Origin of the sequence: Lachnospira intestinalis (assembly GCF_040095895.1) — a bacterium.
In the GTDB taxonomy this organism is placed as follows: domain Bacteria; phylum Bacillota; class Clostridia; order Lachnospirales; family Lachnospiraceae; genus Lachnospira; species Lachnospira intestinalis.
The window spans coordinates 1-21,632 of the sequence record NZ_JBBMFS010000011.1 but is presented as its reverse complement, the minus strand read 5'-3'; the positions used below and the strand labels follow the sequence as shown (position 1 = coordinate 21,632).

Annotated in this window: 20 protein-coding genes; 13 read left to right on the top strand and 7 right to left on the bottom strand. The window is 42.3% G+C overall.

The features are described from left to right. Window positions 1–15: 15 nt before the first annotated feature. Window positions 16–735 carry a lysophospholipid acyltransferase family protein gene (locus tag WMO37_RS11865; RefSeq protein ID WP_349155119.1) on the bottom strand — a complete coding sequence of 240 codons (720 nt, stop codon included), beginning with the start codon at window positions 733–735 and terminating at the stop codon, window positions 16–18. A gap of 100 nt (window positions 736–835) precedes the next feature. Beyond that, the gene (locus tag WMO37_RS11860; protein WP_349155118.1) at window positions 836–1,831 is read right to left on the bottom strand and encodes an FAD:protein FMN transferase; all 996 of its coding nucleotides are present in this window, start codon (window positions 1,829–1,831) and stop codon (window positions 836–838) included. 205 nt (window positions 1,832–2,036) lie between these two features. On the opposite strand from WMO37_RS11860, the gene tig reads away from it, so the two are divergent. Further along, window positions 2,037–3,206 carry a trigger factor gene (gene tig / locus WMO37_RS11855; RefSeq protein WP_349155117.1) on the top strand — a complete coding sequence of 390 codons (1,170 nt, stop codon included), beginning with the start codon at window positions 2,037–2,039 and terminating at the stop codon, window positions 3,204–3,206. Between the two features lie 317 nt (window positions 3,207–3,523). Next, window positions 3,524–5,173, top strand: coding sequence for a SulP family inorganic anion transporter (locus WMO37_RS11850; protein WP_349155116.1), 1,650 nt, complete (start codon window positions 3,524–3,526; stop codon window positions 5,171–5,173). Window positions 5,174–5,353: 180 nt separating this feature from the next. Here WMO37_RS11850 and pckA read toward each other — a convergent pair whose 3' ends face one another. Continuing rightward, a complete protein-coding gene (pckA, locus tag WMO37_RS11845; protein ID WP_022432088.1) occupies window positions 5,354–6,958 on the bottom strand; it encodes a phosphoenolpyruvate carboxykinase (ATP) in 1,605 nt (534 codons plus the stop codon). A 399-nt stretch (window positions 6,959–7,357) separates the two neighbouring features. Between pckA and WMO37_RS11840 the strand changes: the two genes are divergently transcribed. Next, on the top strand, window positions 7,358–8,149 hold the full coding sequence (locus WMO37_RS11840) for an AAC(3) family N-acetyltransferase (protein ID WP_349155115.1): 792 nt from the start codon (window positions 7,358–7,360) through the stop codon (window positions 8,147–8,149). Here WMO37_RS11840 and WMO37_RS11835 read toward each other — a convergent pair. After that, on the bottom strand, window positions 8,140–8,673 hold the full coding sequence (locus WMO37_RS11835) for a LacI family DNA-binding transcriptional regulator (protein WP_022432086.1): 534 nt from the start codon (window positions 8,671–8,673) through the stop codon (window positions 8,140–8,142). The two genes, WMO37_RS11840 and WMO37_RS11835, sit on opposite strands and share 10 nt — an antisense overlap. Before the next feature lie 315 nt (window positions 8,674–8,988). On the opposite strand from WMO37_RS11835, the gene WMO37_RS11830 reads away from it, so the two are divergent. Next, window positions 8,989–9,288, top strand: a complete 300-nt coding sequence (locus tag WMO37_RS11830; protein WP_331464631.1) for an ATP-binding cassette domain-containing protein — start codon at window positions 8,989–8,991, stop codon at window positions 9,286–9,288. A 105-nt stretch (window positions 9,289–9,393) separates the two neighbouring features. Here WMO37_RS11830 and WMO37_RS11825 read toward each other — a convergent pair whose 3' ends face one another. Next, window positions 9,394–10,272, bottom strand: a complete 879-nt coding sequence (locus WMO37_RS11825; RefSeq protein ID WP_349155114.1) for a YitT family protein — start codon at window positions 10,270–10,272, stop codon at window positions 9,394–9,396. 40 nt (window positions 10,273–10,312) lie between these two features. Further along, window positions 10,313–11,641 (bottom strand): MATE family efflux transporter, encoded by a 1,329-nt coding sequence (locus WMO37_RS11820; RefSeq protein ID WP_349155113.1) that lies wholly within the window; start codon window positions 11,639–11,641, stop codon window positions 10,313–10,315. A gap of 188 nt (window positions 11,642–11,829) precedes the next feature. On the opposite strand from WMO37_RS11820, the gene WMO37_RS11815 reads away from it, so the two are divergent. Genes WMO37_RS11815 through WMO37_RS11800 form a run of 4 tightly spaced genes read left to right on the top strand, consistent with a single transcriptional unit; the run spans window position 11,830 to window position 13,247 of the window. Further along, window positions 11,830–12,048: a DUF3791 domain-containing protein gene (locus tag WMO37_RS11815; protein ID WP_022432082.1), complete on the top strand. Its 219-nt coding sequence runs from the start codon at window positions 11,830–11,832 to the stop codon at window positions 12,046–12,048. After that, window positions 12,045–12,548: a DUF3990 domain-containing protein gene (locus WMO37_RS11810; RefSeq protein ID WP_349155112.1), complete on the top strand. Its 504-nt coding sequence runs from the start codon at window positions 12,045–12,047 to the stop codon at window positions 12,546–12,548. The genes WMO37_RS11815 and WMO37_RS11810 overlap by 4 nt, the downstream gene beginning before the upstream one ends. Window position 12,549: 1 nt before the next feature. Further along, the gene (locus tag WMO37_RS11805; RefSeq protein ID WP_022432080.1) at window positions 12,550–12,780 is read left to right on the top strand and encodes a hypothetical protein; all 231 of its coding nucleotides are present in this window, start codon (window positions 12,550–12,552) and stop codon (window positions 12,778–12,780) included. 11 nt (window positions 12,781–12,791) lie between these two features. Beyond that, on the top strand, window positions 12,792–13,247 hold the full coding sequence (locus tag WMO37_RS11800) for a GNAT family N-acetyltransferase (RefSeq protein WP_349155111.1): 456 nt from the start codon (window positions 12,792–12,794) through the stop codon (window positions 13,245–13,247). 101 nt (window positions 13,248–13,348) lie between these two features. Here WMO37_RS11800 and WMO37_RS11795 read toward each other — a convergent pair whose 3' ends face one another. Further along, window positions 13,349–14,752: an MATE family efflux transporter gene (locus WMO37_RS11795; protein ID WP_349155110.1), complete on the bottom strand. Its 1,404-nt coding sequence runs from the start codon at window positions 14,750–14,752 to the stop codon at window positions 13,349–13,351. Between the two features lie 178 nt (window positions 14,753–14,930). Between WMO37_RS11795 and WMO37_RS11790 the strand changes: the two genes are divergently transcribed. The 5 genes from WMO37_RS11790 to WMO37_RS11770 all read left to right on the top strand — a co-directional run bounded on the left by WMO37_RS11790 (window position 14,931) and on the right by WMO37_RS11770 (window position 21,509). Then, on the top strand, window positions 14,931–15,656 hold the full coding sequence (locus WMO37_RS11790) for a hypothetical protein (RefSeq protein ID WP_022432077.1): 726 nt from the start codon (window positions 14,931–14,933) through the stop codon (window positions 15,654–15,656). Between the two features lie 75 nt (window positions 15,657–15,731). Beyond that, complete coding sequence (locus WMO37_RS11785; RefSeq protein WP_227090428.1) at window positions 15,732–15,878, top strand: hypothetical protein; 147 nt, start codon at window positions 15,732–15,734, stop codon at window positions 15,876–15,878. Window positions 15,879–15,985: 107 nt separating this feature from the next. Next, complete coding sequence (gene thrS / locus WMO37_RS11780) at window positions 15,986–17,743, top strand: threonine--tRNA ligase (protein ID WP_349155109.1); 1,758 nt, start codon at window positions 15,986–15,988, stop codon at window positions 17,741–17,743. 248 nt (window positions 17,744–17,991) lie between these two features. Then, the gene (locus WMO37_RS11775) at window positions 17,992–19,827 is read left to right on the top strand and encodes an NAD(P)-binding protein (protein WP_349155108.1); all 1,836 of its coding nucleotides are present in this window, start codon (window positions 17,992–17,994) and stop codon (window positions 19,825–19,827) included. Further along, window positions 19,821–21,509: an NADH-dependent [FeFe] hydrogenase, group A6 gene (locus tag WMO37_RS11770; RefSeq protein WP_349155107.1), complete on the top strand. Its 1,689-nt coding sequence runs from the start codon at window positions 19,821–19,823 to the stop codon at window positions 21,507–21,509. The genes WMO37_RS11775 and WMO37_RS11770 overlap by 7 nt, the downstream gene beginning before the upstream one ends. Window positions 21,510–21,632 lie beyond the last annotated feature (123 nt).

Genomic DNA, 21,632 nt, shown 5'->3' with positions numbered 1-21,632 from the left:
TTGAAAAGAAAAAAGTTATTCTTTTTCATACATTTCTACAATGACATCATGCGTATAGGCGGCAATTTTTTTGCGTTCTTCCTTTGGGAAAGAATTAACATCAATCGGTTTGCCGAAAGCGAGCGTGGTGTGTGTTGCCTTTAAGCGCGGAAACTGACGTTCAAAAATGCAGTCGGTATTGGTCTGTACCATCGGAATAATCTTACAGCCTGTTTTTTCTGCAAATTTAAAGCTTCCGGCGTGGAAATCCTGAACACCTTCGCCTTTATTGCGTGTGCCTTCCGGAAAAATAACAATGGATTTGCCGTCTTTAATGTAGTCAATTCCCTTTAAAATGGTTTTTAAGCCTTCCTTCATATTTTCACGGTCTAAGAACAGACAGAATAAATTGTCCATCCAGCGGCGGATAATCAGCGCCTTTTTCATTTCCTTTTTGGCAACAAATCCGGTCGGACGTTTCATATACGTATAAGAAATAATCACATCAAAAAAACCGCGGTGGTTTCCGATAAATAAAACCGGCTCATCGTCCGGGATATTTTCCAGTCCGGTCACAGTTGTATGCACACCGGCTAAAAATAAAATGATGTGAAAAGCGCCCTGCACAATCCGCAGGGAAGAAACTGCCTTTACATCGGGATTGAATTTTCCGATAACCCATTCAACCGGCAGCGCAATCAGGCTGAAGATAAAGAACAGGATCAGGAACACAATAACAAGAAAAGAACGAATCATATAATCCTCCATGTTTTCCGAAGGAAAATCCTATGTGAGTTTACTCACATTTCTCCTAAAGCGAGGAGAGGATTTTTCCTCCAAATTTTTATTTGCGGTATCACTCATTCAGATACCGGCTCATGCCGCTGGAATAGTAAATGCTTCCATCCGTGGTGACAAAGACGGCTTCGATATTGTCCAGCGATTCAATGAGTGCCAGACCGTCGTCTAACCCCAGTGCAAAACACGTGGTGCTTAAACAGTCGCCGTCCAGCGAAACGGCAGAGAGTATGGTGACATCTGTCAGCCGGTTGTCGTAAGGATAACCGGTTGCGGGATTTAAAATGTGATGATAAAAGGTATCATTTTCATAGAAATACCGTTCATACGTGCCGGAAGACACCACAGAGCAGTCCCGCAGATTTAACGTCAGCAAAAGTTCATTGCTTTGTGTAAATGGTTTTTTTACACCGACCGTAAAATCCTTCGAGTCACTTTTTCCGCCGACACACAGCACATTGCCGCCCAGATTAATCATGGCACTTGTAATATCATGTGCTAACAGATAATCTTTGATCTTATCCGCAATATAGCCCTTTGCAATCGCACCGAGATCCAATATCGTACCCTCCGGCATGGTAATGCGGTAATTGCCGTTCTCAAGCGGTGTAAGTTCCACTTTTGTATAATCGACATATTGCAATGCATTGGCAATGGCGGCAGCATCCGGAACGGCCGGCTGTTCTGCGGTAAAATCCCAGAGTTGTGAGACACTTCCGATAGTGATATCAAACGCACCGTCGGAAATGCGGCAGTAGTCTAAGCCGGTGGCAATCAGCTCACCAAGCTCTGCCGGAATTTCATCGGTCTGGTGGTGGTTCACGGCATAAAGCGTACTGCTCTCTAAAGTACGGGAGCAGAGCTGTTCATACGTATCGCACAAATCCAGACAGCCGTTTAAAACGGATCTGGATACATTTATATAGGAAGAAATCTGTACATAAGTATTGAGCTTATATCCGGTGACGGTGACCGGGTCAGAGAGCCGTGTCTGGCAGCCGCAGGCCGAAAGCATGCAGAGTATCAGCAGCGGTGTAAAAAAAGCCGTTTTCAATTTTCTAAAAAATATTTTCATAACAAAATGATTATAGCGGATATTTCGTATAAAATCTATAAAAATTAAGAAGAATTGCGCCGGAATCATGAAAAAAATGTGAAACGGCTTTTTTTTTATCATGATTTATGCTATAACAATATAGTCATGTAAAATTGTGACACATCAAAATATAGGAATGATGAAACGAAAGGAAATTTGATTTATGAAAAAAAGATTTTTCGGTGTTATGCTTGCCGCATCTTTAGCAGTGTCCCTGACAGCCTGCGGAGGCAAGAAGACATCACAGGATAATGCGGCATCTACAGTGAATAAAGAGGTTACAGCAGAAGAATATGCAGGAACAATTACATCCAATGCAGATGTTTACAAGCAGTATGTAACACTGCCGGATTACAAGGGCGTTGAAGTATCTGTAGACCGTTCATCTCTTACGGTATCTGATGATGACGTAGAAAGCTACATTTCAAAGTTATTATCACAGACAGCTACAACAGAAACGGTTACAGAAGGCGTGACGGCTTCCGGCGATACGGTAAAGCTTGATTACAGCGGTCTGTTAAACGGAGAAGCGTTCTCAGGTGGTACAGCAACGGATGCCAGCTATACCATCGGTTCAGGCAAGTTTATTACCGATTTAGACCAGGGACTTATCGGTCTGACAGTCGGTCAGGAATATAATATTCCGTGTACGTTCCCTTCAGACTACTCAAGCTCTGACCTTGCGGGAAAAGATGTTATTTTCGTTGTAACCGTAAAGTCTATCCAGAAAAGCACTGTGCCGGATTTGACAGATGCATGGGTTGCTGAAAATGCGTCTACACTCGGCGTAGAAGCAACAACAGTTGCTGAATTAAGAAGCTATGTAAAGGATTACCTGACATCACAGGCAGAATCTACATTTGCAAGTGACAAATATCAGGCAGTTTATTCCAAGCTCAGCGAAAATCTGACACCAAGCGGTTATCCGCAGGAAGAATTAGACAGCCTTGTAAATACATTAAAGTCTAATGTTGAATCAGAGTTTAACTCATACGGTTCATCTTACGGCATTTCTGATTTAGATTCATATCTTTCACAGGTATACGGATTTGAATCACAGGACGCTTTTAATGATTATGCAGTAGAATATGCACAGCAGTACCTTCTTGAAAAAATGGTGCTGACACTGATTGCATCGAATGAAAAAATCACGGTTTCTGCCGATGAAATTAACGACATGGGTGCACAGCTTGCAGATTACTACGGATACACAAATTATCAGGAAATCTTAGACAACTACGGCAATGAAATGAATTCAGAAGTCGGTTACGAAGTGCTGTATCAGAAGGTACAGAATTTCTTAAATGATAATGCGGTAGAATCTGAGTCATAAACAGCTCGCAGTGCATTTGTATTGGTTTATAAACACATAAAGCCATAGTATATAAGACAGGACTTATAAGGTATGACATATAAAGCGGGTCGGAATGACCGTTTCCCAAAAGGTTTATCCTTTGAGGGACGGCACATTCCGGCCTGCTTTTTTTGCTTGCAAATTTATGCAGGTGTGCTATAATAGAAACGTTTTTTGTTTATAAAATTTTTACATTAAATTTATAATTGGACATGCCTGTAAGAGGAAATGCTGTCACGCGTGGATGTGGTGTATAACAGCGTGTTTCAAAGAAAAGAAAGAGAAAGGTTAGAAAAATGAATCAGTTTGTACCAAAGTTGTTTGACTGCATGAAAGGATATTCAAAAGAGCAGTTTGTAAAAGACGTGATTGCCGGTATTATTGTGGCGATTATTGCGCTTCCGCTGTCGATTGCGTTAGCCCTTGCTTCCGGTGTTGGACCGGAACAGGGTATTTACACGGCAATTTTTGCCGGATTTGTCATTTCGTTTCTGGGCGGAAGCCGTGTGCAGATTGCAGGACCGACCGCCGCATTTGCAACGATTGTAGCCGGAATTGTCGCAGAACACCAGATGGAAGGTCTTGTTGTGGCAACCGTTATGGCGGGAATCCTTCTTATTATAATGGGACTTTTAAAGTTCGGAAATTTAATCCGCTTCATTCCGTATACGATTACATCGGGCTTTACCTTTGGTATTGCCGTAACGATTGTTATCGGACAGGTCAAGGACTTTTTGGGACTGACATTTACATATTCACCGGTGGAAACCATAGACAAGGTTAAAGAATGTGTTACGTGTATCGGAACAATTCAGGTGCAGGCATTAATTGTCGGACTGGTATCCCTTGCGATTCTGATTGTGTTTCCAAAGGTCACGGAAAAAATTCCACCGTCATTGATTGCAGTTATCGTAGCAATTTTAATGGTAAAGCTGCTTCACATGAATGTAAAGACGATTGGCGATTTGTATACAATATCCAATAAAGTACCGGGCATTTCCATGCCGAAAATAAGTCTTGGCATGATTCGTGATTTATTCCCGGATGCACTGACAATTGCGGTGCTTGCAGGAATTGAATCCCTGTTATCCTGTGTCGTATCCGACGGTATGATTGGCAGCCGCCACAAGCCGAATATGGAACTGGTTGCGCAGGGCGCCGGAAACATTGTATCAGCGCTGTTTGGCGGTATCCCGGCGACAGGTGCGATTGCAAGAACCGCAGCCAATGTAAAAAACGGTGGACGAACACCGGTTGCGGGAATGGTTCATTCCGTGACACTGCTTTTAGTACTTGTTGTATTAATGCCGTATGCCGCATGGATTCCAATGCCTGCGATTGCCGCCATTTTGTTTATGGTTGCATATAACATGAGCGGCTGGAGAGAATTTGTTAAATTAGTGCGCAAATCCCCAAAGAGTGATGTTGCCGTGCTACTTGTTACCTTTGTACTGACTGTTGTATTTGACCTTGTTGTGGCAATCGAAGTCGGTATCGTACTGGCAGCGCTTTTATTCTTAAAGAGAATGTCTGATGTTACAGCGGTAAAGAGCTGGAAGTACCTTGGAAGTGAGATTGATGAAAATAATGACCCAGATAAGATTTCTTTAAAGGTTGTGCCAAAGCATACACTGGTTTACGAAATTATCGGACCGATGTTCTTTGCCGCCGCAGATAAATTTCTGGAAATTTCAGCAGAACCGGGCATTAAGGTAGTTATTATCCGTATGCGCGGTGTACCGGCAATGGACGTAACCGCATTGCGCTCATTAACGAATATTCATGAAATCTGCAAAAAGAAGGGCATTACGCTGGTGCTTTCCCATGTACAGGAACAGCCGCGTGCGATGATGGAAAAAGCAGGCTTTGTGGAACTGGTCGGAGAAGAAAACTTCTGTGCCAATATTGATGCGGCACTTGCACACGCAGCGGAAATTGACCGGTAAAAACCCGCAAAATACGAAAATTCAACAAAAGTCAGACCAAAATGCCGAGTATCTCTACAATAAGAGATATTCGGTGTTTTTATTTATAGATTCAGATAAATACAGCGGCTGTTCCTTTAAAAAGCAACAGCCGCTGTAAATCATAGGCAAAGACCTATAGTATTTAATTGAAGTTTCAGATTAAAGCTGAGGACCGGCAGCTACTAAAGCCTTACCAGCTTCGTTGCCTGTGTACTTAACGAAGTTCTTGTTGAATCTTTCAGCTAAATCCTTAGCCTTTGTTTCCCATTCAGAAGCATCAGCGTATGTATCTCTAGGATCAAGGATACCTGAGTCAACGCCCGGAAGTTCTGTAGGTACTTCAAAGTTGAACATTGGAATCTGCTTTGTAGGAGCTGTCTTAATAGCACCTGAAAGGATAGCGTCGATGATACCACGAGTATCCTTAATAGAGATTCTCTTACCTGTTCCGTTCCAACCTGTATTAACTAAGTAAGCCTTAGCTCCGCTCTTTTCCATCTTCTTAACAAGTTCAGCAGCATACTTTGTAGGATGTAACTCAAGGAATGCCTGTCCGAAGCAAGCTGAGAATGTAGGGGTAGGTTCTGTGATACCACGTTCTGTACCTGCAAGCTTAGCTGTAAATCCTGAAAGGAAGTAGTACTGTGTCTGTTCCGGTGTCAGGATAGATACTGGAGGCAGTACACCGAAAGCATCAGCTGAAAGGAAGATAACGTTCTTAGCAGCAGGAGCTGAAGAAATCGGACGTACAATATTCTTAATGTGGTCGATTGGGTAAGAAACACGGGTGTTTTCTGTTACGCTCTTATCAGCGAAGTCAATCTTACCGTCTGCATCAAGAGTAACGTTTTCAAGGAGAGCGTTTCTCTTAATTGCGTTGTAGATATCCGGTTCAGATTCCTTATCAAGGTTGATAACCTTAGCGTAGCAGCCGCCTTCAAAGTTGAATACACCGTTGTCATCCCAGCCGTGTTCGTCATCACCGATGAGAAGTCTCTTAGGGTCTGTTGAAAGTGTAGTCTTACCTGTACCTGAAAGACCGAAGAAGATTGCTGTGTTTTCACCGTTCATATCTGTGTTAGCTGAGCAGTGCATTGAAGCCATACCCTTTAATGGAAGGTAGTAGTTCATCATAGAGAACATACCCTTCTTCATTTCTCCGCCGTACCATGTATTGATGATAACCTGTTCGTGGCTTGTGATGTTGAATGCTACACAAGTTTCAGAATTTAAACCTAATTCTGCATAATTAGAAACTTTAGCCTTAGAAGCGTTGTATACAACGAAATCAGGCTCGAAGTTTTCAAGTTCTTCTGCTGTAGGCTTGATGAACATATTTGTTACGAAATGTGCCTGCCAAGCTACTTCAACGATGAAACGGACAGCCATTCTTGTATCCTTATTGGCACCGCAGAATGCATCAACTACGAAAAGTCTCTTGTTAGAAAGTTCGCTCTTTGCAATATCCTTAACCTTAGCCCATACATCTTCTGACATTGGGTGGTTATCGTTCTTGTATTCGTCAGATGTCCACCATACAGTATCCTTAGAATTTTCATCAACAACGATGTACTTATCCTTAGGAGAACGTCCTGTATAGATACCTGTCATAACGTTTACTGCGCCAAGTTCGCTTTCCTTACCGACTTCATAACCTTCGTTTTTAGAAGATGTTTCTTCTTCGAATAATAATTCGTAAGAAGGGTTATGAATGATTTCAGTTGAACCTGTAATACCATACTTGCTTAAATCAATTCCTGCCATCTTGAATTTAACCTCTTTCCTTCATAATAGTAATATGTAAGAAGCCGCAAAGTGCGGAACTTACAATATTCATATGCAATAAGTGAAAAATTTCACATGCCTTACCATAATTATACATAATTCACTGGCAAAATCAATAAAAAAACATTAAATTTTGTAATTTCATTTCAGATCTCAATATGTTATAACGAGGTTAGACAAAACTGACCCGGAAAACTTCCGGTATATGAAAATGTGCCGGGACTGCATGCAGGTTTGTATTTGGAACAGGACATTTGCAATGTGAAGAGAAGTACGGTATAGTAGAAATAATAGAAACAGAGGGGATAGTTTACACGGCAGATACAGCCTGTGTCTGGTGTTATTTGGAGATTTTTTCAGAGTGGAAAGGGTACATGTATGCAGTATACAAAAAAGCATTTAAAAGAACAGCTTTATCAAATGGGGCTTAACGGAACGGAAACCATACTGATTCATTCGTCCATGAAAGCAATCGGCGATGTAGAGGGCGGTGCGGAAACCGTGCTGGATGCGTGGATGGAGTATTTTAAGGAAGGTCTGTTATTGCTTCCGACGCATACATGGAAAACGGTTAATGAAAGCCACCCGGTTTTTGACAGCCAAAAAGAGCCGTCCTGCGTCGGCGTTTTAACCAATCTGTTTATGAAGCGGGAAGGTGTTGTGCGCTCCCTGCACCCGACCCACAGCATGGCGGGCTTTGGTAAACATGCGGCAGAATACCTTGCAGGAGAAGAATACCGCAATACACCGTGTACGCCGGGCGGTTGTTACGACAGGTTAAAAGACGCAGGCGGAAAAATTCTGCTTGTCGGGGTGGGACATGAACGAAATACGTATATTCACAGCGTGGAAGAAGTGCTGAATGTGCCAAACCGCCTGTCAGATAAGCCTGTGAAGCTGACGGTGGTTTGGCCGCAGGGGCAGAGGGACGTTTATATGAGAAAGCATTATAATCCCGACCAGCCGCATATTTCAGAGGATTTTGTGAAATTAACGCAGGCATTTACAGACTGTGGCGCGGCAAAAAACACGGTGCTTGGCAGTGCGGATTGCATTTTGTGTGATGCGGCAAAGGTGTTTGATGTCACGCGCCATGTGCTTGCGCCGGAGCCGGAGTGTCTGGTGACGCGGGAGCGGATTGAGAAGGAACGGTGGGCGGATTATATATAATACTCCGGCTGGCTGACGTCTTCCACGCGGCAGCAGCTGCTTCTAAGCAGCAGTTTTCCTTCCAGTTCAATGCGAATCACTTCTTTATGTCCGCCGCGGATTCTGTCGAGCAGGACAAATAATGCGAAACGCGCCATATTTTCTTTCGGAAGCTGGACGGTTGAAAGCATCGGCTTGATAAACTGTCCTTCTTCAATATCATCACAGGAAATAATCGAAGGGCGGTATAAAATGCTGCTGTACCGGTTCAGGCATTTTAACATGCCGATTGCGGTAATGTCATTGGCACAGTAAATGCCGGTCGGCGGTTCTTTTAATTTCAAAAACTTCTGCATGGTCTGAAAACCTTCTTTTTCGGTCTGATATGTTTCAATCACATATTCCGGGTAAAAAAAATCCATTGCCGCCCTCCATATTTTATCGCGCAGTCCCGGTACGGCACATTTATAAGAAGGATTATTTAAAACCCGCGAAACGGTTGCGGGGGAAGTTCCGGTTATTTCTGCAATTTTTTTAATAGACATAAGCAGCTCCTTTCTGAAAATCTTTGAAAATCAAAGTTAATAGTCTAGTAAGTCTATCGGTATTGCATCACATTTGCCGCAAACGCAGAAGAATAAAAAGTGAAAACGATTTCACGATAAGTTGTATAAAACGGCTTGATTTATAAAAAAAAGTCTTTTTTTCTAAAAAATCCCCCTATATTTCATGAAAACAGTGAAAAATCCCACAGGAATGAAAACGGTTTCACAGATTAGACTGGAAAAATGAGGCATCAATTCATATAATCCATATAACAAAAGTAGGAAATGCAAAGCGCAAAAGAAAGGACTGGAAAAATGAGAGAGGAAAAGCAGGCTATTATTCGGATAGAACATTTAAACAAACAATACATTGTCGATAAGAAACCGGTAGATGTATTAAAGGATATATCGCTTGAAATCAAGGAAGGCGAGTTCGTTACAATTGTGGGACACAGCGGCTGCGGAAAAAGCACACTGCTTCGTATTATATCGGGGCTGGCAGAATATGAGGACGGCATTGTGGAGCGCAACGGACATAAGGTCGAAGGACCGGGACCGCAGTGCGGCAATCGCAAGAGGGCTTGTCAACAATCCGAAGATTCTTTTATTGGATGAACCGTTCGGAGCGCTGGATGCCCTGACAAGAATCCAGATGCAGAAAGAAATTCAACATTCTCAATGCTTTCAACATTCATCACATTCTCAACATGCCAAACATTCTCAATCGTGCGGAATGTCGTGGAAACGACCGTCTAATTCTTCTGTTTTTACCACATTGATAAACGCATGCTCATCAATCGAGCGGATGAGCGGAAGCAGTTCCCGCTTGGCTTCGGAATTAATAACCGAATAAATCAGTGTCTTTTCCTTTCCTTCATAACAGCCGATACCCTTAAACAGCGTGGCATCGTGATTTGTCATTTCACGGATAGCGTGATAAACCTCATCGGATTTATCGGAAATAATAAATAGTGTTTCTTTTTTGTATCGTTTATACAGTACCTGAATAACCTGTGTGCTGCAAAACTGGAAAATAATCGAATACAGCGCACTCGACCAGCCAAACAGCGCACCCGCAATGACAAGCATAATCACATTTCCGATTAAAATATAATTCCATGCATCAATGCCCTTTTCATGTGCAAAGAAAATGCTGATAAAGTCCGTTCCGCCGGTTGTCGTTCCGACATTTAAGCACAGACTGGTGGCAAAGCCGTTTAAAATACCGCCGAACACGCTCAGCAGTAAAATGTCGTCCGTAAACATATACGGTGGCAGAATATCGACAAAAATACTCGACAGTACAATGACAACAATTGAATACAGCGTAAACCGTTTTCCGATGTATTTATAAGCGATATAGGTCGGAAACAGGTTTAACAGGACGTTTAATAAGGTATATGGAATACTAATCCCGAAAAAGGCCAGTCCGATTTCCTGTAACAACAGGGAAAGTCCCGAAAATCCTCCCGGAAACAGTCCGGCAGTCTTAGCAAAGCAGCGTAAATTCCAAGCATAAAAAATCGATGCGGCAATCACCACAAAAAACCGAAACACCTGATAAAACTTCGGGTGCTTCATCTCTAAAGATTGAAACATACAATTCTCCTTTCTGATAAGCGACTTTGTCGCAAGTGTTTTATTTATCATAATTCCGATAGCTTCTTATTAATAACGGCAGTTCCGCAATCAGCATGCCAATCCAGCCTGCAAGGTACGAATACGGCAGGGCTTCAATCTGCAATGAAAATGCAAATACAAGAATGGCGGCGGCAATGACACGCACGCCCATGTTGACAAAACTGCTGATTAAAGTGATTTTTAAATCGCCGATACCGCGGAAATATCCCTGAATACCGTTGGTTGCCGCAGGCAGCAGATACATAATGGAAATCAGCCGCAGGTAGGTGACACCGTGGCGGCAGACATCTGTATCACTTGTAAACAGCCGCATCAGCGGATTGGCAAATACAAAGCAGATGATAAAAATGATGACACCGTACACCATTTCAATGCGCATGCCGCACCGGAAAGCTTCTTTTAAACGGCTCTTTTTTCCGGCACCCTTGCTCTGAGCCATAAGCGCCGTCATAGCGTGTCCGATATTCTGCTCCGGTGTATAGGCAAAGTCGTCAATACGGTTTACAACGGCAAATGCGGCGGCAATGGCAACACCCATGGAATTGACAATTGCCTGAATCCCAAGCTTTCCAAGCTGGACGGTTGCCTGCTGCATGGCAGATGCCCAGCCGTAGGAAATCGTTTTGCCAAGCAGAGCCTTATCAAATACCAGCCATTTTTTCCCTAACTGCAAAATCGGCACTTTTTTTTGAATGTAAATGATACACAGCAGGCAGGAAAGTGCTTCACTTAAAACGGTAGAAATCGCACAGCCCTCACTGCCCATATTTAAAAATAGGACAAAAAACAAATCGCCGAGAATATTGATAACGGCACTGGTAATCAGAAAGTACAGCGGCGACTGGCTGTCACCGAGCGCGCGCAGGGTGCTTGCAAAGCAGTTATACATAAAGGTAAATAAAAGTCCTGCAAATATAATGCGCAGATAATTGATTGTCATACCCATGATAGACGCGTCGACCTGCATTAAAAGCAGAATCGGGCGGGCAAAGACAATGCACAGCACCGACAAAATCAGTGAAAATGCAATACCGGACAGCATGGTGGTACTAATCTGGCGGTGCAGGCGGTCATAATCCTTTGCACCGAACTGGTTGCCCATTAAAATACTGGCGCCCATACACAGTCCGTTTAAAAACAGTATAAATAAAGTCGATATCGGGTTACAGATACCCACAGCAGCAAGCGCTTCTTTTCCAACATACCGTCCGACAATAATGCTGTCAACGGCATTGTAGGTGAGCTGAAAGAGATTTCCCAGCACAAGCGGTATTGTAAAGCCGATAAGCTGTGGTGTTATTTTTCCGGTCGTTAAATCCTTTTCCATAAAAAACTCCATTTCAATAAGCAGTATCTTTTTGCAGGGCTATTTTAGCACACTTTCTTTTATTTGATAAGAGTTCCGGGGCAAGTTTTGTGTCAAAAAATGCATTAAAAATGTAGAAACAAACAGGAGTGGAAAAACGGCGGGATACAGGGTATAATGAACTTATAAAAATGAGAGCGAGGGTTGATATGAGTGAGTTGAAAAATAAAATTAATTTCACAGTTGCCTGTGTAGATGAATTTGCTCAAAAAAATAATCTCAGCGTAAAAGAAGCATTTCAGTATTTATTTCAGTTTAAAGGCATTGAATTTATAAAGGAAAATTATGAAGCAGAGCATACATTGTCGTTTGATACGGTATTAGAGGACTTAGGAATTTTGTGTAGGAGAAACGGGGGAAAATTATGAGATTATATCATGGAAGCAATACAGGTATCAACAGTATTAATCTTGCAATGTGCAGACCGTATAAAGATTTCGGAATAGGATTTTACCTGACGGATATAAGAGAGCAGGCAGAAAAAATGGCAGTGAGGGTAGCTAAAATTTATGGTGGTAGTCCGGTTTTAAATGTTTTTGATATACAAGATGATTTTAGAGAACTGCCGGGGATTAAAATAAAAGATTTTGGGGAACAGACAACAGAGGAATGGGCAAGATTTGTTATGAATAACAGAAATCATTCCTTTGACAACATAGAGGATATATTATGCAATCAGGATAATAAATATGATATTGTTATCGGACCGGTAGCAGACGATAACATGGCATTGTTATTTCGTCAGTATGAAAATGAAATAATAGATTTTCAAACATTATTAAAAGGCATGGTATATAAGAAAACATCTTCACAATATTCGTTTCATACAGAAAAAAGTATCAGACTTTTAAGAAAGGTGGAAGATTGAGTTGAGTTTACAACAGCAGTTAATGGAGTATATCATTCAGGACATTATTGAAATGCTTACTGTCCAGCAGGAAATGGAATATGATGAAGCAATGAATAAGTTTTATAATTCAGAAGTATTTGAAAAGCTCCAGGATGAAGAAACCGGTTTATATAAGGAAAGTTCAGCATATGTATATGACCTTTTTAAAGATGAAATGAACTTCGGACACATCATACAAGCAGAAATATAGAGAGGAAAAACATGAGCAGTAATACAAATATCAGAAAAATGACCAAACAGGACAAGCAAGCCGTGATTGAAATGATGCGGGTGTTTTATACATCTCCGGCGGTATTTAGCAACGGTTCAGAAAATATATTTTTACAGGATATAGAGGCGTGTACGGGAAAAAATCCGTATCTGGACGGATATATATTTGCTGCGGCGGATTCGGGCGAAATACAGGGCTATGGCATGGTGGCAAAAAGCTTTTCAACGGAATTTGGCAAGCCGTGTGCATGGATTGAAGACATTTATATCAAAGATTCCTACAGAGGACTTGGAATCGGAAGCCGCTTTATAGAGCATGTCAAAAAGACCTATGCAGGCTGTGTCATTCGTCTGGAAGTGGAAGAAGAAAATGAACGGGCAGTAAAAGTTTATGAAAAGAACGGATTTCACGTATTGCCTTACATGGAAATGATAACCAACGAGTAGAAAAATTTGTAAAAGAAGTTTTGACAGCCGTAGACAATGTAATACAGATAAATAAGAAAATCAGGGGAAAGAAGTTTCTGACGAAGTCTTTCCCCTGATTTTTAATTTACAGCAGCATTATTTTCAAGCTGTTTTAATTCCCGCAGTTCCCGCACGGTAAAATAACCGCAGACAACCGCTGCCGCCCCGTCGGCAATCGGACCGGCATACATCACGCCGTCAATTCCCATAAAAATCGGGAAAATGACAATCAACGGAAGCAGGAACAAAATCTGTCTTGTCAGTGACATAAAGACACCCAGCCGCGATTTGCCGATAGAGTTGAAAAAGTTTGACGTTACCGGCTGGATTCCGTTGATAATCGTAAGGAACATATAAATTCTAAAGTAACGCTCCGAAAACTGGAAATACAGCTCGCTTCCGTTTCCGAAAGCGCTGATAATCTGTCGCGGAAAAACCTGAAAACAGATAAATGCAATCACGGACAACACCGAAGCGGCACTAAGTGCCAGCAGGTAGGTATTGCTTACGCGGCGGTATTTTTTAGCACCGTAATTAAAACCGATAACCGGCTGTGTTCCCTGTGAAATGCCGATGACAAAGGACATGAAAATCATATTGACCTTTGTAATAATGCCGGAGCAGGCAAGCGGAATATCACCGCCGTACACGGACTGTGCGCCGTAGTGTGCAAGCGTGTTGTTCATGACAATCTGTACAACGGTCATGGCAATCTGGTTAAAGCAGGCACTCGCACCCAGCATGAAAATATTGCGGCAGTGTCTTCCGGTAACATGAAAGCTGTCTTTTGTCAGCCGTATTGTTTTAAAATGAAACATATAGCGCAGGCTGATGCAAAATGAAATCATCTGTCCGATAATCGTTGCAAGCGCCGCACCGGTCATGCCCATATTCAGGACAAAAATAAAAACAGGGTCTAAAATCGTATTCACGACAGCGCCAATCAGCATGGAAATCATAGAGTAGCGCGGACTACCGTCAGCTAAAATCAATTTGCTCATGCCGGTGTTGGCAATCAGAAACGGAAAGCCGATTGCCGTAATGCGTGTATAAGCTTCTGCATACGGAAGCACGTCTGTGGTTGCACCGAAAAATTTCAGCATCGGTGTCAGAAAAATCGTTGTCAGAAGGAAAAGGCTGATTCCGAAAACTGCCATAAGGCACATGCCATTTCCTGCGTATTTTGCGGATTCGTCTTTTTCACCGGCACCGAGGTGGAGTGAAAAGTTGGTGGCACTGCCGATTCCGAGTAAAAGGGAAATCGCCGTGCAGGTGGTCGAAAGCGGAAAGGCAATATTGGTTGCCGCATTTCCGAGCATTCCGACACCCTGTCCGATAAAAATCTGGTCGACAATGTTGTAAAGTGCCGTTACCAGCATGGAAATAATGCACGGAATCGCAAATCCGACTAAAAGCTTGGATTCTTTTTCATATCCTAAAGGATTGTCCTTTGAAGTTTCCGGTGTTGTATCTGATGATTTCATAAATCGGTATCCTTTCAAATGTCTTTAAAATGCTGCTGTAATATGTCAGAAGCACGAAAATAATGTAATTCATTATCTGCGCAAAAAGTATAGTATAAATAGAGATAAAAGTCAAAATTTCTTGTGCTATTCGATAAATTCAGTTATAATTTGTTAAAAGGTTACATAAGGTGGGATAATGAGGTTATTAATAGATAAAAAGGACTTAGAATTACTTCTGGAAAAGAAAAGAGAATTTATCGGAAATAAAGTCGCAATAGATACAATTATTGCAGGAGTTTCATTTTTGCTTTCAGTGTTTACAGCTAGTTATGATGATATTTTGGGGATTCCCGGTATTGTATTAAAAACGATTTTTTGTATGATAGGTATTTTATATTGTATGAAGATAGCAAAAGATATTTTTCATATGTATAAGGATAAATACGACTATAACGATTTAATGAAAGATATAACAGGGTTAGACATGATACAGCATAATCATTCACTGGTAGTAATAAGAAATTTGTTTACAGAAAACAAGCAGAAATTCCTTGTCTATTATGATGAAAAATGGGACTGCAAACTTTTTCTGAATTATAAGACAATGGATAGAGATAATGAAAATTCTATTCTGGACAGAGTTGCAGCAGATTTGGCATTGAATAGGGAAGATATGGAATGTCATTACATTACATCAAGAGTACAGGAAAAATATTCTGTCAGCCATGGAGAGAATAGAGTTTATAATCACAGATTATATGAATTAAAGATACACCATTTTCCGGAGCAGACCAGACAGACGGATTTTGTTTTAAACGGCAGGCATTACTACTGGATGACACTGGAAGAAATGGAACACGATGAGAATATTGAAAAAAAGAATATGGAAGTAGTTGATTTTGTAAAAGAATCAATTCCATAAAATAACCTATTGTGAAAAAAAACGCATTGTGCTACAATAGCACTCAGAAAAACAAAAAACTATATTGAAAAAGCGATGACAGAAACAGTAGTGTATCCGGAACATACAGAGAGAACAGCATTTGGTGGAAGCTGTTTATGCAAAAGGTACATGAAGACCATTCCCGAGCTGTGCGTAGAAGAAATCAAGGTTTTGAAGCGTTACCGTGTAGCTGCGTTATAAGCAAAGAGTGAAATGTAAGGTGGAACCGTGTGTAAGCACCCTTAGATATTGTTACAGTATCTAAGGGTGCTTTTTTTCAATATAAATCAAGAAAAGGAGAAATCACAATGGTAAATTTTAAAGAAGATGAACAGTTAAGCACATTAAACCATTCCTGCGCACATTTAATGGCACAGGCAATCAAGCATCTTTTCCCACAGGCAAAGTTCTGGGTAGGACCGGTTGTAGCAGAAGGCTTCTACTATGATGTCGATCTGGGAGATGACGTAATCCGTGACGAGGATATTACAGCAATCGAAAAGGAAATGAAAAAGATTGCAAAATCCGGCAAGAAAATTATCAGAAAAGAAATTTCCAAAGAAGAAGCTATGGAAATGTTCAAAAATGATGAATATAAATTAGACCTCATTTCCAATCTGGAAGACGGTACAATTTCATGCTACGAGCAGGGGGATTTTACAGACCTCTGCCGCGGACCGCACGTAGACAACGTAAAATTATGCCGCAACTTTAAGTTAATCAGACATTCCGGCGCATACTGGAAGGGCGACAGCAATAATAAAGTATTACAGAGAATCTACGGCGTATGTTTCCCGACACCGGAAGAACTCGAAGACCATTTAAGACTGCTTGAAGAAGCAAAGGAAAGAGATCACAGAAAAATCGGTAAAGACATGGGACTGTTCATGGTGGACGACCTTATCGGACGCGGACTTCCGATGTTCTTACCAAAGGGTTACACAATCTGGCAGGAACTGGAAAACTACATTAAAGATAAGGAAAGAAAACTCGGCTACCTTCATGTCATGACACCTTGTGTCGGTACAGTAAACCTCTACAAGACATCCGGTCACTGGGACCACTACAAGGAAAATATGTTCCCGGCAATGGAAGTGGATGGTGAATCATTCGTATTAAGACCGATGAACTGTCCGCACCACATGATGATTTATGCAAACAGAATGCACTCTTACAAGGATTTACCAATCCGTATCGGTGAAATTGCACACGATTTCCGTTTTGAAGCCAGCGGAACATTAAAGGGTATCGAAAGAGGAAGACATTTCTGCCAGAACGATGCGCATCTGTTTGTAACACCGGAACAGATTAAAGATGAATTTACAAAGGTTGTAGATTTGATTTTCAGCACATACAAGGATTTCGGTATTACAGATTACCGCTGCGTACTGTCCTTACGTGACCCTGAAAATAAGGAAAAGTACCACGATGATGATGAAATGTGGAACAAGGCAGAAAATGGATTAAGAGAAGTTATGAACGACCTCGGTATCGAATATACAGAAGAAATCGGCGAAGCCGCTTTCTACGGTCCGAAGCTTGATGTGAATGTAAAACCGGCTGTCGGCAATGAATATACTTTATCAACATGCCAGCTTGACTTCTGTCTTCCGGCAAAATTCAACCTGTCATACATTGATAAGGATGGCGAAAAGAAGACACCGGTTGTTCTTCACAGAGCAATCCTTGGTTCACTCGACAGATTTATGGCTTACATCTTAGAGGAAACAAAGGGAAATCTTCCGACATGGCTTGCACCGGTTCAGGTCAAGGTAATGCCGGTTAAGACCGATAACGAAGAAATCATGGCATACGCACACGAAATCTGTGACGCACTTGAAGAAAAGAACGTAAGAGTGGAATTAGACGACCGTGCCGAAAAGCTCGGCTACCGTATGCGTGAAGGTCAGATTCAGAAAGTACCGTATCTGCTCGTCATCGGTTTCAACGAACAGGAAAACAAGACCGTATCCTACAGACTCCACGGCGAAGCCGACACAACAGTCCTGCCGCTGAATGAATTTGTAGAAAAGATTGAAAATGAAATCAAGAATAAGTTAAGATAATTCCATTGGGCTTTGTGATGGGATAATAACGGCAGACAGCCGGCAGACCTGATAAAACGGGACTGCCGGCTGTTTTGTATTTTCGTTCATACTAACACCATAACTATGTGAAAAAAATAACTTTGCTTTATTTTTAGTAAATTATTGTGTAAAATATTGCGTAAGAATGTTTTGCGGTGAAATGTATGACTATATTAATACAACACATAATATAAATAAATGTTTCACACGCAGGAATGGAGCAGATTTTGAGCAGATTAACAATTATAACAAAGGATAAGGCTCAGGTAACAATGGAGTCTTTGTATCAGGATCTGGAACGCAGAATTGTCGCAAGTCCGCCGGGATTGTGTACGATTGACCTTACCAGATCATTTATAAAAATGTGTCTTGCACAGTCATGTGGCAAATGTGTCCCATGCCGTGTGGGTTTAAGACAGCTTGCCAGACTTTTTGATGATGTGCTGGACGGCAATGCAACACAGGAAACGCTTGATGTCATCAGGCTTACGGCAGAGGGCATCTATTATTCAGCGGACTGTGCGATTGGATATGAGGCGGCAAAGCTGGTATTAAAATGTATTGATGGCTGTGAAGATGATTTTAAATCCCATATTGAGAGAGGTTTTTGTTCATGTAACAGCAGCCAGCCGGTGTCCTGTGTGAAGTCTTGTCCGGCAGGTGTGGATATTCCGGGATATATTGCACTTGTGCATGAAAAAAGATATGCCGATGCAGTGCGCTTAATCAGAAGGGATAATCCGCTGCCGACAACCTGTGCTTATATTTGTGAACATCCATGTGAAAACAGATGTAAGAGAACACTGATTGACGCACCTGTCAATATCAGAGGTTTGAAGAAAATGGCTGTGGATAATGCAGGAAATGTTCCGGTGCCGGAATGTGGTGAAGCCACCGGAAAGAAGGTTGCAATTATCGGCGGCGGTCCGGGCGGACTGAGTGCTGGGTATTATCTGGCACTGATGGGACATAAGGTTACAATCTTTGAACAGAGAAAACAGCTTGGCGGTATGTTAAGATACGGAATCCCGAATTACAGACTGCCGCGAAAGAAGTTAGATGATGAGATTGCCTCCATTCTTTCTACAGGCATTGAGGTTCGGAAAAATGTCAGTGTCGGTGTCGATGTGACAATTGAGGAGTTACATAAAGAATACGATGCGATGTACATTTCAATCGGTGCCCATGCAGACAAAAAAATGGGCATTGAAGGTGAGGACGCAAAAGAAGGTGTGACTTCAGCAGTTGAAATGCTTCGTGTCATCGGCGATGATGAAATGCCGGATTATACAGGCAAGAAAGTCGTTGTTATCGGCGGCGGCAATGTAGCAATGGACGTTGCCCGTTCTTCTGTCAGACTGGGGGCAGAAAAGGTAAGCATTGTATACAGAAGACGTAAGGCAGACATGACGGCGCTTGAAGAAGAAGTTGAGGGCGCAGAAGCAGAAGGCTGCGATATCCTTGAACTGATGTCACCGGTAAGAATAGAAAAAGACGAGCATGACAGAGCTGTTGGTCTTTGGGTACAGCCGCAGATGATCAGTAAAATAAGAGGTGGCAGACCAGCCCCGAAGACAGCACAAAAGGCTGAGGTGCTGATTCCGTGCGACCTGATTGTTGTGGCAATCGGACAGGGTATCGAAACAAGATATTTTGAGGAGCATGGTGTTACGGTGAAGCGTGGTACGATTGAGGCACTTGATACCAGTGAAATCAAGGATCACAAAGGAATATTTGCAGGCGGAGACTGCGTTACCGGCCCGGCAACCGTTATCAGGGCAATTGCGGCAGGAAAGGTGGCAGCAGCCAATATTGATGAATATTTAGGCTTCCACCATCAGATTACAAGTGATGTCGAGATACCTTATGCCGGTTATGAAGACAAAGAGCCTTGCGGACGGGTTGAGGTAGCACTCCGTGATGCCGCAGACAGAAAGAAAGACTTTGAGCCAATCGAATATGGTTTTTCATGTGAAGAAGCGTGTCAGGAATCAGGGCGCTGTTTACGATGTGACCATTTTGGTTTCGGTTCATTCAGAGGAGGCAGAGAAGAAAAATGGTAAATTTAAAGATTAATGGACGTGATGTATCCGTAAAAGAAGGTACGACAATCCTTGATGCTGCCAAATCCATTGGTGAAACGATACCAACCTTGTGTTATCTGAAAGACATCAATGAGATTGGTGCGTGCAGAGTCTGTGTTGTAGAGGTTGAGGGTACAGAACGCTGTGTTACAGCCTGTAATAATTTCGTTGAGGAGGGCATGGTAGTATACACAAACTCCAGGAAGGTGCGTACAACCAGAAAGACCAATGTAAAGTTGATACTTTCCCAGCATGATTATAAATGCGGTACCTGTATCAGAAGCGGAAATTGTACATTGCAGTCACTGGCAAATGAACTGAACATTTCAGAAATGCCGTATGATTCAATATTAGAAAAGGACAACTGGGATAAAACATTTCCACTAATCCGTGATGCAAGAAAATGTATCAAGTGTATGCGCTGTGTGCAGGTATGCGACAATATTCAGGGTATGCATGTGTGGGACGTTGTAAATACAGGTTCCCGTACAACTGTAAATGTGCGTGGAAACCACAAAATCCATGAAACTGCCTGCACATTGTGCGGACAATGTGTGAGCAGTTGCCCTGTCGGTGCGCTGACAGAGCGTGACGATGTAGGTATCGTGCTCGATGCTGTGGAAAATGAGGATATCATAACGGTGGTACAGGTAGCACCTGCCGTAAGAACAGCATGGGGCGAAAGCTTCGGACTTTCAAAAGATTTTGCAACAGCACAAAGACTGGTTGCAGGACTTAGAAGAATTGGTTTTGACTACATATTTGACACAACCTTTGCCGCCGATATGACCATCATGGAAGAAGGAAGCGAGTTCCTTGAACGGCTTCCGGAGATTAAGGAGTCGGGGCTTCCGATGTTTACCTCCTGCTGTCCGGGCTGGGTAAAGTTCATAAAGAGCCAGTTCCCGGATATGGCAGGCAGACTTTCAAGTGCAAAGTCACCACAGCAGATGTTTGGTGCGGTAACAAAGTCTTATTATGCCGAAAAACTCGGTGTGGACCCGGAAAAGATATTCTGCGTATCAATTATGCCGTGTATCGCGAAAAAAGATGAATGTACATGGGACGGCGGAAAAGATGTTGATGCAGTGCTTACAACAAGAGAAGTTGAGCGAATGTTTAAAGCATTTTTCATCAAACCGGAGGAACTGGGTGAGGACGAATTTGACGACCCATTAGGCAGTGGTACCGGTGCAGGTGTTATATTTGGTGCAACAGGCGGTGTTATGGAGGCTGCGCTTAGAAGCGCTTATTTTCTGGTAACCGGTAAAAATCCGGAGGCAGATGCATTCCAGTCCGTGCGTGGTCTGGACGGCTGGAAAGAAGCGAAGTTTAATCTTGCGGGAACGGATATCCGTGTGGCGGTTGCCAGCGGGCTTGGCAACGCACGCCGCCTGATGAATGCCATCAGAAACAAAGAAGTGCATTACGATTTTGTGGAAATCATGTCCTGTCCGGGCGGCTGTATCAATGGCGGCGGACAGCCATACAAAGAAGATGCCTCAGACGTTGAAGCCCGCAAAAATGTGCTTTACGGTCTTGACCGTCATAATAGTATCAGATTTTCACACGAAAATCCTTCCGTTCAGGCCTGCTACAAGGAATATTTTGAAAAACCATTATCACATCGCGCGCACGAGCTGCTGCACGTAGAGGAATAAGTGGCGGCACTTAACACAAATGAATAATTTATAATGGAAAAGGAAAGGGGCTGTCGCTTTAACGATTGAAAATCGTTAGGGTACCAGCCTCTTTTTCCTATAAAAATACGATTTTTAAGTTAC